Genomic DNA, 12,854 nt, shown 5'->3' with positions numbered 1-12,854 from the left:
TGCGAGTTTATTGCGACTTCAAATGCGCTTATTGCTGAAAAATCAATCTGCGACTTTTTTTGCCGTAAGAAATATATAATACAGAATTTTACTGATCGAAAATCAGCGTACATAAGCTGATTTTAGAATCATAGAGAACGCTCTCAGAAGAGCCAATTTTGTTATTGCCAGGTAATGACTTTCTGGATTTGTAAAAAAATAAGAGTGCCAGGATGATCAGCACAAATGAAATGATAAGGATGCTAAGTAACATAAGAGAGACTACGTTATTCTGAACGGAAAGCTAGTTTTTCTGGCGGTATTTTAGCAGGCAAAAAAAGCATGGTTGAGTACAGTGCATCAGTTTATCGCGCCATTAAAAGATTAATGACGCGGTAAACTGATGTGATAACAAACGCTTAATTAATACGTACTGCGATTTCGCCGCCGGCATTTGCCTTAACCGCACAGAATTTGAATTCCGGGATTTTAGCGGAGGGGTCTAGGGCTTCATTAGTAATCAAATTAGCACTGGCTTCGTTATAGCAAAAAGCCATAAACAAACTGCCTTTTTGTATACCGATATCGGCACGCGCATAAGCCGCAATCTTACCGCGACGTGACTCAATAGTCAGAATATCACCTGGTTCAATACCTAGTTTCACAATGTCTTCAGGGTGTACCATAACCACCGGGTCTGGCTCAATGGCATCCAGCGTAGTGGAGTGACGTGTCATACTCCCCGTATGCCAGTGTTCCAGTTGACGGCCAGTGATAAAGATCAGTGGGTATTCTTCATCCGGCATTTCATCTGCATGAATATACGATGCTGGTACAAAGCGGCCTTTTCCAGATTCTGTCGGGAAGCCATCGGTAAAGATAACCGGCTCTCCAGGATCACCTACGTTCTCTAAAGGATAGGTTAGTGAATCTTCATGCTTTAATCTATCCCAGGTCATTCCTGCAATACTGCCCATCGCCTGACGCATTTCATTAAATACATCTTCAGGGCCAGTATAAGTCCAGCCACAACCTAGGCGATTGGCGATTTCCTGCAGAATCCATAAATCCTGTTTTGCTTCACCTGGCGGCTTGACAGCTTTACGCCCCATTTGTACGCGTCTATCGGTATTCGAGAATGTACCGTCTTTTTCATAGAAAGCAGAGGCGGGCAGAATAACATCTGCAAAGCCAGCGGTTTCTGTCAAGAAAATATCCTGTACTACCAGGTGCTGCAAATGCGCAAATGCTTCACGCACATGATTTTGATTTGGGTCTGACATGGCAGGGTTTTCACCCTGAACAAACATACCAAATATTTCATTATCTAATATCGCATGGATCATTTCTACGGTGGTTAAACCCGACTTTGGTTCAAGCTTTACATTCCATAATTTTTCAAATTTAGCTTGATTAACCGGATCTTCAACAGGCGCATAGTCAGGGTAGACCATAGGAATCAGGCCTACATCAGATGCGCCCTGTACGTTATTTTGTCCACGCAAAGGGTGCAGGCCTGTGCCGGGCCGGCCAATTTGTCCTGTCATTAGTGCCAGGGCAATTAAACAGCGTGAATTATCTGTGCCGTGTATATGCTGTGAAATACCCATGCCCCAGAGAATCATAGAGTTATTTGATGTTGCGTACAGCCTGGCGACTTCGCGCAAGGTGTCGGCATCAATTCCACAGATAGGTGCAACTTTTTCAGGACTATAATCTTTTAGATGCTGCTGCATAAACTCGAAATCTTCGGTATGCTTTTTGATATAGTCATCATCTTGCAAGCCTTCATCCAAAATGACGTGCATGATGCCATTCAGTAGCGCAACATCGGTATCCGGGCGGAACTGTAAAACATGTGATGCATACTTGGCAATCGCGGTACGATTTGGGTCAATAAGAATAATTTTAGTACCGGTTTTGGTCGCATTTTTCATAAAAGTTGCACCAACCGGATGGTTTACCGTGGGGTTAGAACCAATGATAATAACCACATCGGCTAATTTTACATCTTCAACCGGGTTAGATACCGCGCCAGAGCCTAGGCATTCTAATAGGGCAACGACAGAAGACGCATGGCAAAGCCTTGTGCAGTGATCGACATTATTTGAACCAAAGCCGGTTCTAATCAGCTTCTGAAACAGATAAGCCTCTTCATTACTGCCTTTAGCGGAACCTAGTCCTGCCAGCGCTTTTTTTCCTTTTGCATCACGGATTTTTTTTAGTCCACCGGCTGCAAGGTCTAAAGCTTCATCCCAGCTTGCCTCGCGAAATACTTTATCCAGGTCATTTGGATCCAGTAATGCTGTAGTTTTGGCAACCCCATTACGTCTGATTAACGTCTTGGTTAATCGTAACGGGTTGTGGATATAGTTAAAGCCATAGCGTCCCTTGACGCATAGACGGAATTTATTGGTATCTCCATCCCGGCCTTCGGTGTACAGGATTTTATCGTCTTTAACATGGTATTTGATCAGACAACCTACACCACAATACGGGCAAGTTGAGTTAACTGTTTTATCCGCGATTTCCAGTCCGACATTATTAGCCGGCATCAATGCACCTGTTGGGCAGGCTTGCACGCACTCACCACAGGCAACACAGCTACTGGCAGCCATAGGATCTGCTATATCAAAGACAATTTCAGCATGCGCTCCACGATTCGCAAAGCCGATTACATCATTCATTTGCTCTTCGCGACAAGCACGCAGGCAGCGGGTACACTGGATACAGGCATCCATATTCACTGCAATGGCAGGATGCGATAAATCAGCAGCAGGTTGAACGCGAGATTCAAAGCGTGGCGCACCCACTTGTAATTTTTTAACCCATTGGTCTAATTCAGAATCTAGTTTATAGGGTGATTCCGCTTGTTTAGGCATATCAGACAAAAGCAATTCCAGTACCATTTTTTGCGATTTAACTGCACGTTCACTCTTTGCCTGTACATTCATGCCAGCACTAGGCGAGCGGCAACAAGAAGGCGCCAGGGTTCTTTCGCCCTCAATCTCAACGACACAGGCACGACAGTTACCATCGGCGCGCAAACCTTCTTTATAGCAAAGGTGCGGAATTTCCTTGTTATAGCGCTTTGCAGTCTGCAGAATTGTTTCGTCAGTAAAAGCGGAAACCTCTTCACCATCAAGAGTGAAGTTGATCATCGGTTCGTTTAATGTATCCGGGTTAGCAGTCATAGTTTTTATTCACCTGCAGTTGGGTAAAAATTATCGTCCAGAATCTGAGAGAGTGTCCAGGGGCAAGAGCTTGGGAATGTCTGTTTGTCTAATGCCGTTTCCTGTGATGCTTTGATAACAGATTTCGCATAAGCTTTTTTCAGGATAGTGTCTAGTTGCGGTTTGAGACTTGAATTTTCGTATAAGGTTTCTGAGAAGTTGATACGCTGTCCTTCAATGGTTAATTGCCAGCTACGACCCTGACGGATAGGCTGATATTGCCATTTAAGTAAATGAATTAGCAAAACTGTTAAGCGGCTATCAAGTTCGCGCCTTTCAGACCGTCCCATGGTTTCGACTTCCTCAAGTAAATTATCAATATCCAGCTCAGAGAGCCTGCCTGCTTTAAGTAAGTCAGCTTGCTCCTGTGTCCAGCCATAAAAATCAGAGTCGTAATTGTTCATCAGCGTATTGGTCTAGATTTCCTGCGGAAAGTACTTGATAGCGCAACGTAATGGGTTAGGCGCAGCCTGTCCTAAACCACAAATAGACGCGTCGACCATCACCGAGGATAGTTCTTCCAGTAAATCGGTATCGCAGTTTTCCTGTTGCATCAGTACCGCAGCTTTCGCTGTACCTACACGACAAGGAGTACATTGGCCGCATGACTCTTCTTCAAAGAATTTCATTGCATTAATGGCAAGTTCTTTGGCGCTGTCCTGGTTAGAGAAAACAACCACGGCAGCAGAACCAATAAAACAACCGTATTCGTTTAAGGTGTCAAAGTCCAGCGGAATATCAGCCATAGACTCAGGTAATATTCCACCTGAAGCACCGCCAGGAAAGTAACCATAAAATTCATGGCCTTCCTGCATACCACCACAGTACTCTGCAATCAACTCACGCATAGTGATTCCTGCTGGGGCAAGATGTACGCCGGGTTTATTGATACGGCCAGAGATAGAGAATGAACGTAAGCCTTTACGCTCATGACGGCCAAAGGAGGTAAACCACTCAGGGCCTTTTTCCACGATATCACGTACCCAGTAAACCGACTCCATATTGTGTTCCAGAGTAGGGCGGCCAAATAATCCCACTTCGGCAAGAAAAGGAGGTCGCAGGCGTGGCATACCACGTTTTCCTTCAATAGATTCAACCATGGCTGACTCTTCGCCACAAATATAGGCACCAGCACCTCGGCGTAAATGTATTGGCGGTAAACCGGCAGGCATCCTATTCTGTAGATTGGCAATTTCTTTGCTCAGGATTTCACGGCAACCTGCGTATTCATCGCGTAGATAAATATAAATCTCATCGCAACCTACACACAGAGCCGCAATTAACATACCTTCCAGAAAGCGGTGCGGGTCTGATTCCAGATAATGACGATCCTTAAATGTGCCTGGCTCGCCTTCATCGATATTTACAGCCATCAAGCGTGGACCTTCAAAACTGCTGACGATACGCCATTTTCTACCGGCCGGGAATCCAGCTCCACCCAGGCCACGTAAGCCTGAGTCTTCCATTTTCTTAATTACGATTTCGCTTGAAATAGAACCGTCCAGCACGCCTTTCAGGGTTTGATAGCCTTGATCTGCTAGATATTTCTGCATACTGATGTAATCAGTAATAGCAGCTTTAGTATCTTTATTATTGACCGCTGTGCTGACCAATTCAACGCTCGCATTATCGATAGCTTGTTGTCCAACGACTGCCACCGGTGCATGTTGACAGCGACCGACACAGGGTACTTTTTGTATTCTGACTTGCTCGGTATTTAAGCCATCTTCTAACGCCGTTAATAATTCATCCGCACCTGCCATGGCACAGGATAGTGATTCACAGACGCGAACAGTTAAAGGAGGTGGGGGCGTCTGGCCTTCTTTAACCACATCGAAGTGATGATAAAAAGAAGCGACTTCAAAGACTTCAGCGGGGGAAAGCTTCATTTCGTGTGCGAGTGCCACGAGATGTTTAGAAGATATATGCTGGTATTGATCCTGGATCTTATGCAAATGCTCTATTAATAAATCATGTTGACGAGATTCATCCGCGAGTAGCGATTGAACTTGTTCTAAAGCTACAAGGTCGACAGCATGACCCTTGGGGCCTTTGCGTTTTTTCTTGGTGATCTGATCCGGGCTTATGCTAATAACTGCCACTCGTTTTTCTCCCAACTCTTTATCGTTATTTAAAGAAAGCTATTCTTATACGCCAAAAAACTGTTCTACTAATCCGGCAAATACTGACCACTTTACCAAATCTGTCAGTTGCTATTCAAGTAATCTTTTCTTTAGTTGTACATCACAAATAATGATATTATCACTATTCGGTGTGTTTGACCGTTTTAACCTTGTTAAGGAACAGACTTTGAACCCTCAACATTTATTGACCTTTGCCCAGGCGCGCCATGCTCCCTCACGAAATTCCGGGACTCCTGTCGCCATAATTCGTTCACCTACGCAGTGGATGGGAGATGCCCTGAACGCCCTGCGTCCGCGTCGCCTATCAGGGACTAAAAATCACCACTTCGCTAAGCTCCGTTTCCATGATTTTCAGCGGTTGTTGCCAGATTAAAAAGTATCACATTAACAGCTCAGCAGTTAAATGTGGGGCAGCCTTCTGTTTCAGGCCAGTTAAAATTATTACAGACTTTTGTAGGAGAGCCACTTTATGAACGTAAAGGGAATCAAATCAAGCTGACAGCAGCAGGTGAAGGATTGTTAAGGTACGCTGACAAAATGGATAGCTGTTATAGCAAGGCGCTGGAATATGTACGTAGCTCATCAGTGTTCCCCTATCAATTGAGGCCGTGAAACTAACCTCGCCACAAGAGAGCTCATAAAGCACTGTAAAGACATTCCTGTTATTATTGCGTTTTGAACTGCCCGAATGGTATACGAGCTGATACGAGATATTCTTGCCTGGAAAAATAATGGATTCACAAAACGATCTCGTTTTTGAGCCTGTTGCTGCCTTATCTCCAGAGCCTCGCTATATTTTTTATCCGATGGATGAATCAATGCAGTCAGGCGCATTTGATTTTCAAGTGAGCGGGTATTGGAAGATCAAGCTTTAGTTTCCTTGAAATTACTTTTACTCGATGTTCAAGTTTTTTAACTGATTGATTTTATTGATAATTTTACTGACAAAGAAAGCATCAACATCATTGTAAATCAATCACTTATAAAACAAAGCCGGAAAAATTTACTTTCGCTGAAAATCAGGGAAACGTAGCCTAAGCGAAGTGATGATTTTTAGTCCGCGATAGCCGTAGGGCCGTTGTTTTGTCGGAGTCTGAGCGTTAGCGAAGGTGGAGACAAAATAAAAGGCCATCCGACACGGCGTCAAGTCATTTGGAGCCTATGTTCCGACCCCTTGTTGGGTCGGGACGAGGTGACGAGGACGAATCGGGGCCGCCGGAGGCATAAGTGGTCGCGTTAAGTTTTTGCTGCTTGCTTGGGCTGGGATGCCCAAAACAAGCTTTCGCAAAAATAGCGACTCCCCGATCTTAGCCCAGTTATAGCTGAAAACTTGAACATCGAGTTTTAGTGTTATTGAATGTCTTTTCAATCGTCCATCGCTTGAAATACAGCATGGCAATGGTTCCAGGGTTAATAGTCATTGGCAAGGTTGTCACAAACCGGTGAAGTTTTCCGGTTTCTGGATCACGGTAATCCACCACGTTAAATTTGATGCCCTTGTTTTCGTACACACTGTATGCTTCAACCCCTGTATTGATCTCATGGCGGGAGTCAAAAGGGATAGACTCAACCAGAGTCGCAATTGAATTTTCTTTTAGCATTGAAATCATGTAATTAGCATGTCGTTTCTGCCGATCCCACCAGACAAAGTCGGTGACGGCTTTATCGTAGACATATAGTTTCTCAGATAAATAATTTCCAAATTTGGAGCGCTTAAACTTAGGCGGTAACAACGAAATCTTCCCGCAATTTTTGCATAACACAAATCACTTTACTGGCATCATGCATATAAGTGTTAAAAGTTTGCACAACTGAATCATGAAGATCTTCAAAAGTTTTAAAATACTTCATATGAGTCGAATCGCGTTTCGTATTTTTCCATAATTTCTCAATCGGATTAAAATCCGGCGAGAACGCAGGGAGACGTTCTACTGTCAAACGATCTACATTAGCTAACTTAAATTCCTTAATAACACCGCTTCCATGATACGGGGCACCATCTTCAATTAGAATAATCTTGCCTTTATAATAAGCCAGCAATTGTGTTAAAAACTCAACATAGCTTTCACCATTAAAACGCCCAGATGTTTCAGCGTGTTGTAATATCATTGGCTTATAACTCTCGATTAAGACGTTGTCGGCAATAGAATATATCGCTTCCATAAAAAGCTTCTGTGTTGGATATTTCTCATTTTTTAAGCTTTTAAGAATAGCTAAAAATTCTTGAGGCAGCCCAGCTTCTTTTAAAAGTCTAAGTGACTTTGGTTTTATCTCATAAGCCAATGATTCTCGGTATTGAAAACTCCCTCCTTCGAGTTCGATCGTACCAAACATTTTCAACCCTTTTCGAATCCCTGATGTTTTCACTGTGGGTTGCTCTCCTATTGGAGCCCAGGTTCGTGCCAATGAACCCCACATAGCAAATGACACCTCATCACCGAATAAAACGACACTCTTTCTTCTACCGCCTTTTCCATAATGGCAGGCAATGTTTCTTCCAGCCACGTTTTTCTTTCAAGCTCGTACTTTTCTTCTTCTTGGCGATCAGTCACAAAACGAGCTTTTTGATAACTGAAGCCCAGTTTTTTCATTAGGCTTGATAAGATAGTTCAAGTTATAACGAACTTCAAATTTTAACCAAATAAGCTCGGCAATCATCGCAGTATTCCATATTCCACAATGAAATCCATTGTCTTCTGGGCCTTTCTTTATCAACTCAACCAATTTATTTTTCTGGTCTTTAGTTAACTTTGACTTCCGACCACGTCCTTGATAGTGTTGCCCTATTAACCAACCGACACCTTTATGCATGAATGTTTTCAGCCAATTTATAATGGTTTTTTCACAGACTCACATTAGGCGTGCTATTTCTTTGATTCCCATGCATTCACTGAACCAGAGTAGAGCTTGAGTTAATCGATATAAACAAATATTACTTAGCTTGAGAGCTGTCGCCATATTTTTTTTAGTCGGTCTACAATTGACTTTGAAAAAGTGAGGGATACCATTTTTGACTGTTTCCGTTAGTGTTGGGACGAAAATTATAAGCCAGTTTCCCCTCTGTCGTTTTTGTTTGTTCGGAAATTAATTTTCTGAAAGTCTATAGAGATGTTTCTGAGAGCTGTTATTTCCCTTGTTTTGCTTTTCAATATGATCTCGTAACACAGGTATTTCTTGATGTCTCTGAGTTCCGTTTGTCACCAGACAAAGAAATCTGAGCAACCCACTTCTGAGATTCAACGCGTAAATCCCCCCGGCCGCATAAACTTTCCCCTTGCTGTTTTTTTCAGTATGGCAGGCATGATCAATAAAATGTCCATCCGCTGCTTCTATGGTGTATTCGTCAAGTTCCGGTAATGCTTTAAGATAATCAATGCCTTGCGATAGCAGTGTTTCAGCGTGAAGATGATAGCTCTGCTGTTCAAATGCCTCAAGCATACTTGTTCGTCTATGCGACTTCAGTGATTTAAAATACGTTGAGTGGGGAAGCAGCTGGCCATAAATCTGTTCATTGGTTTGGGGGAAATGGCGACCACTATCGACTACACTGATACAGCGTAATAACCCAAGGCGAATAAAGTCGATATCCTTCAACTCTGGGCATGAACGAGCCCACAAAGGATGACGCTCTGCTAACAGGGCACGTTCCATACTTTCATTGCAGTGTTGGTGAATATGTTCAGAGAGTGGTAGGTCTTTAAGCATGGGTGATATCCGTTTATGAGGTGATTAAAACGGAAATTTTTAGAAAAATTTTTTCGGCAATTGCAAGCTTTATTTGAAATTATTTGTTGTTTTTTTACGGTGCCTACAGAGTGTCTATTTGCTGTGATAAGTGATTAAAATCAAAAAGATGGAAATATTCGAGTGGTGCTACCTTCAGGTAGGTTATAGGCTGCTTTGTTTAGGTACTTCTTCTTTCAATGGGAACACTGATGACGTAGCTTGCAAAAAATAAGTACCGGGGTTCTGCATATCAGCGCTACCATGACCATTGCTAGTTATTATTTGCCTAAATTTGTTGTTGAATTACAGAAAAATCATGAGGGTGTCCAGGTGTTTATGAAAACCCTGGATACAGCTTGGACGTTAGATGATTTGTATAGTCTGGACCTGGGTTTTATTGAAGGCTCGTTACAAGGCGTTGAACTTCCCAGTAATTATCAGTTTATTCCCTGGCAGCAAGATGAAATCGTACTGGTAATACCTGAAAATCATGAGCTTACCATGCAATATAATGAATTTGTTCCGCTGGACGTATTTACCCAGCATCAGGTTATCTGGCGGGAGCAAAGCTCAGGTGGCCGACAGGTCGTTGAAGCGGCTCTGGCTGCTGCAGGCATAAATGCTCCGGTTAATATCGAAGTAACCGGCGTTTCTGCTGTAAAAGAGTCGGTCAGAGCCGGGTTAGGCATCGGTTTTTCATCATCGCTTGCGTTAAAAAATGAAACCAGGGGACTTGTGTCACGCAGAATAGGATCGCAACAGGGACTTACCTGGCAATTAAATATTATTGCGCCAAAGCCTGCCTTGCAATCTCGTGCAACCAAAGCTTTTCTAAAATTATGTATGCAAGAAAACACCCTAAGTTGATTCACTATTTCTGGAGTAAGTGCGTGTCTGTTGTATTACTGATTATATTGTCATTAGCGGTAAGTCCTGCATGGGCCGTGTTTAATATTAAACAGGTTACGCAAGGCATCTATGTGCATCAAGGGCTTATAGAACTCCCCAATGTACATAATCATGACGCCATCGCCAATATAGGTTTTATCGTTGGTAAAACCTGTGTTGCCGTGATTGATAGTGGCGGCTCGCCTGCACAAGGTAAGCAATTAAAACACAGCATAAAGAAAGTCACCTCAGTGCCGATTTGCTATGTTATTAATACCCATGTTCACCCTGACCATATCTTTGGTAATAGTGCCTTTAAACAGATAGCCAATATAAAATTTGTCGGGCATAAAAAACTTGCCAGGGCAATGGCTGAACGGGGGGCTTTTTATATTGCGCGCTCTCAAGAGCAGATTGGCGTCAAATTGAACAGGCACGATATCGTTATCCCGACTCTTACAGTCGCTAATAGCTTAACTCTAGATTTAGGCGGACGTAAGCTGGTATTAACCGCGCATACTGACAATGATTTAAGTGTACTAGATAAAAAAACCAATACAATCTGGTTATCAGATTTATTATTTATCGGCCACTTGCCGGTATTAGATGGCAGTTTGCTGGGCTGGCTTGCTGAACTAAACAAACTGGAGCACCGCCAGTTTGATGTGGTAATTCCAGGGCATGGCCCCATCGTGCGTGACTGGCCGGAGGGTATACAGGCAGAAAAACACTATTTGCAATATCTGCAAAAAGTTGTGCGCAGCAAAATCCAGCAAGGCGTTTTTCTGGAAGAGGTTTTGCAGACAGTTAGTTACCCGGATAAACAGCAGTGGCAATTATTCAATGACTTTCATAAGAAAAATCTGAGTAGCGCTTATGCTGAGCTCGAATGGGAAGACTAAAGCGGCAAAATATTAGCAAGAGCCTGCGTTATCAGATAAATCTACGGATTTTTTTTTCTGCTTTATTTATTCTGCTACTAGGCGGGTCGATTTCTATCTGGCATGCGCGCAATGCTATCGAGACAGAAGTTGCCTCTTCTGTTAAGTTAGCTGTTCAGTTGATCGAATTGAGCTATGAAAATAATACTGCATTAAGCCTGAATAACCGTGCCTGGATTATGCAATTGAATTCACTTAATGCGCTCAACTCAATACGCCACTTAAATATCCAATTAAAGAAATCTTCGGGCAAGGTGATTAGCCTGCTCAAGGAAAATTACCCAGATGAGCAACAGGGAACGCCGCCCAGCTGGTTTATCAATCTAGTCGGCAAGTCCTACCCGCCCACTGAGTATCCAGTTATCAGCGCAGATGATCAGCAGATTATCCTGATGATCCAGGCGAACCCAATGGATGAAATTACCGAAGCCTGGCAAGAAACCATCTTGTTTTTTATTTCTTTATTATTATTTACCTTGCTAGCATTTATTACCGTCAATCTGGCATTTAATCGCTCGCTTAAATCTATCGAGCAGATTGTTGCCGGCTTAAAAGCTATCGAGACAGGTAATTATCAGCAGCAATTACCTGCGTTTAATACCCAGGAATATGCCAGCATAGCCAATGCTATCAATCATATGACCGCTGAATTAAGGTTTGCACAGCAGGAAAATAGCGCGCTAACAAAACACCTGTTAAATATTCAGGAAAAAGAGCGCCAGCTACTTGCGCAGGAACTGCATGATGAACTGGGCCAATCCCTGACAGCGATTAAAGTCATGGCGGTGACCGCACGGCACCCCAAATCCGATACCCAGAAAATCACCCAGACGATTACCGAGATCTGCGACCATTTAATCCAGGTGGTACGTACTATGATGTATCAGTTGCATCCTTTGATATTAACCGAGCTGGGCTTAAAAGCAGCACTGGATAATATGCTGAAACAATGGCAGGGCAGACACCCGGATTTAAGTGTATCAGTAGAATGCTCTGACAGCGTAGATGCTCTGCCGCCCGAAGTGACCATCCACCTGTTTCGAGTGATCCAGGAATGTCTGACAAATATCGTACGCCATGCGGTAGCGCGGCATGTGCAAGTCGAGTTAAACATCAACAACAATACCGTTTTTTTAATGGTCAAAGATGATGGTCAGGGATGTGATATGGATAAAGTAAATTCGGGATTTGGGTTGCGCGGTATGCGCGAGAGAATAACGACGCTAGGCGGGGAACTTAATATTAGCTCATGCGAACAGCAGGGAATGACTATTATGGCGAAGATACCGCTATGAAGAAAATTAAAATAATACTGGTCGATGACCATGCCGTAGTGCGGGCAGGGTTCAGAATGTTACTGGCAACTAATGATCAGGTCGAAGTGATAGCTGAAGCCGAGCGTGGCGAGGAAGCCATGCAGCTATATAAAGATCTGCAACCTGACATAATGGTGATGGATATTTCCATGCCTGGAATCGGTGGGCTAGAGGCTATCCGGCGTATATGCGCACGCGATTATCAGGCGAAGATTCTGGTATTCAGCGTACATAATGAGCAGGTCTTTATTAATCAGGCGATCAAGGCTGGGGCAAAAGGCTTTATTAGTAAAAACAGTGCAGCTGATATATTAATTGATGCCATACAGCATATTATTAGCGGCAAATCTTATATGGAAGAAGGCTTAACTCAGGCTGAAATGCAGGAGAATAAGGCATTGCCTATCGACCATCAAACAATAATCGATACCTTGTCTAGCAGGGAGTTCGATGTATTTTTATTATTAGCCAAAGGAAAAACAGCACATAAGATTTCGCAAGAGCTGTGTTTAAGTTATAAAACTATCGCTAATTACAGTACCCAGATTAAGAAAAAATTAAATGTGGAAACAGTTGCAGAACTCACTCATATTGCGTTATTGTCTGGCGTAATCAATCACTAAATTC

General features: G+C 43.1%; 15 protein-coding genes. 5 read left to right on the top strand and 10 right to left on the bottom strand.

Annotation, left to right across the window (positions count from 1 at the left end):
• Nucleotides 1–398: 398 nt before the first annotated feature.
• The 3 genes from fdhF to K6984_RS17385 are packed head-to-tail and all read right to left on the bottom strand — an operon-like array spanning nucleotide 399 to nucleotide 5,314.
• A complete protein-coding gene (gene fdhF, locus K6984_RS17395; RefSeq protein WP_221896673.1) occupies nucleotides 399–3,173 on the bottom strand; it encodes a formate dehydrogenase subunit alpha in 2,775 nt (924 codons plus the stop codon).
• A 5-nt stretch (nucleotides 3,174–3,178) separates the two neighbouring features.
• Entirely contained in the window at nucleotides 3,179–3,616 is a 438-nt protein-coding gene (locus K6984_RS17390; protein ID WP_338024544.1) for a DUF29 domain-containing protein, read from the bottom strand.
• Between the two features lie 12 nt (nucleotides 3,617–3,628).
• Complete coding sequence (locus tag K6984_RS17385; RefSeq protein WP_221896710.1) at nucleotides 3,629–5,314, bottom strand: NAD(P)H-dependent oxidoreductase subunit E; 1,686 nt, start codon at nucleotides 5,312–5,314, stop codon at nucleotides 3,629–3,631.
• 447 nt (nucleotides 5,315–5,761) lie between these two features.
• Between K6984_RS17385 and K6984_RS17380 the strand changes: the two genes are divergently transcribed.
• On the top strand, nucleotides 5,762–5,968 hold the full coding sequence (locus K6984_RS17380; RefSeq protein ID WP_230987945.1) for a LysR family transcriptional regulator: 207 nt from the start codon (nucleotides 5,762–5,764) through the stop codon (nucleotides 5,966–5,968).
• Here the strand turns inward: K6984_RS17380 and K6984_RS17375 are convergent.
• The 7 genes from K6984_RS17375 to K6984_RS17355 form a co-directional block, all read right to left on the bottom strand.
• The gene (locus K6984_RS17375) at nucleotides 5,939–6,190 is read right to left on the bottom strand and encodes a hypothetical protein (RefSeq protein ID WP_221896672.1); all 252 of its coding nucleotides are present in this window, start codon (nucleotides 6,188–6,190) and stop codon (nucleotides 5,939–5,941) included. The two genes, K6984_RS17380 and K6984_RS17375, sit on opposite strands and share 30 nt — an antisense overlap.
• A gap of 169 nt (nucleotides 6,191–6,359) precedes the next feature.
• Entirely contained in the window at nucleotides 6,360–6,488 is a 129-nt protein-coding gene (locus K6984_RS34025) for a hypothetical protein (RefSeq protein ID WP_263458690.1), read from the bottom strand.
• A 27-nt stretch (nucleotides 6,489–6,515) separates the two neighbouring features.
• The gene (locus K6984_RS34020; RefSeq protein ID WP_263458596.1) at nucleotides 6,516–6,644 is read right to left on the bottom strand and encodes a hypothetical protein; all 129 of its coding nucleotides are present in this window, start codon (nucleotides 6,642–6,644) and stop codon (nucleotides 6,516–6,518) included.
• A gap of 28 nt (nucleotides 6,645–6,672) precedes the next feature.
• Nucleotides 6,673–7,089, bottom strand: coding sequence for a hypothetical protein (locus tag K6984_RS17370; RefSeq protein WP_221896671.1), 417 nt, complete (start codon nucleotides 7,087–7,089; stop codon nucleotides 6,673–6,675).
• On the bottom strand, nucleotides 7,076–7,861 hold the full coding sequence (locus K6984_RS17365; RefSeq protein WP_221896670.1) for a transposase: 786 nt from the start codon (nucleotides 7,859–7,861) through the stop codon (nucleotides 7,076–7,078). Before K6984_RS17365 ends, K6984_RS17370 begins: the two co-directional genes overlap by 14 nt.
• A 39-nt stretch (nucleotides 7,862–7,900) precedes the next feature.
• The gene (locus tag K6984_RS17360) at nucleotides 7,901–8,167 is read right to left on the bottom strand and encodes a helix-turn-helix domain-containing protein (RefSeq protein ID WP_221896669.1); all 267 of its coding nucleotides are present in this window, start codon (nucleotides 8,165–8,167) and stop codon (nucleotides 7,901–7,903) included.
• A gap of 273 nt (nucleotides 8,168–8,440) precedes the next feature.
• The gene (locus K6984_RS17355; RefSeq protein ID WP_221896668.1) at nucleotides 8,441–9,061 is read right to left on the bottom strand and encodes a hypothetical protein; all 621 of its coding nucleotides are present in this window, start codon (nucleotides 9,059–9,061) and stop codon (nucleotides 8,441–8,443) included.
• Between the two features lie 240 nt (nucleotides 9,062–9,301).
• On the opposite strand from K6984_RS17355, the gene K6984_RS17350 reads away from it, so the two are divergent.
• From K6984_RS17350 to K6984_RS17335, 4 genes are read left to right on the top strand one after another with little or no spacing between them, the layout of a single operon-like run.
• Nucleotides 9,302–9,949, top strand: coding sequence for a LysR substrate-binding domain-containing protein (locus K6984_RS17350; RefSeq protein ID WP_230988156.1), 648 nt, complete (start codon nucleotides 9,302–9,304; stop codon nucleotides 9,947–9,949).
• On the top strand, nucleotides 9,922–10,872 hold the full coding sequence (locus tag K6984_RS17345; protein ID WP_221896667.1) for a quinoprotein relay system zinc metallohydrolase 2: 951 nt from the start codon (nucleotides 9,922–9,924) through the stop codon (nucleotides 10,870–10,872). Before K6984_RS17350 ends, K6984_RS17345 begins: the two co-directional genes overlap by 28 nt.
• Nucleotides 10,860–12,206, top strand: coding sequence for a sensor histidine kinase (locus K6984_RS17340; RefSeq protein WP_221896666.1), 1,347 nt, complete (start codon nucleotides 10,860–10,862; stop codon nucleotides 12,204–12,206). Before K6984_RS17345 ends, K6984_RS17340 begins: the two co-directional genes overlap by 13 nt.
• Entirely contained in the window at nucleotides 12,203–12,850 is a 648-nt protein-coding gene (locus K6984_RS17335; RefSeq protein ID WP_221896665.1) for a response regulator transcription factor, read from the top strand. The genes K6984_RS17340 and K6984_RS17335 overlap by 4 nt, the downstream gene beginning before the upstream one ends.
• The last annotated feature ends 4 nt before the right edge of the window (nucleotides 12,851–12,854 follow it).

It is taken from the genome of Bathymodiolus japonicus methanotrophic gill symbiont (assembly GCF_019721995.1).
Lineage (GTDB): Bacteria > Pseudomonadota > Gammaproteobacteria > Methylococcales > Methylomonadaceae > Methyloprofundus.
This window is presented reverse-complemented; position numbering and strand designations above follow the sequence as displayed.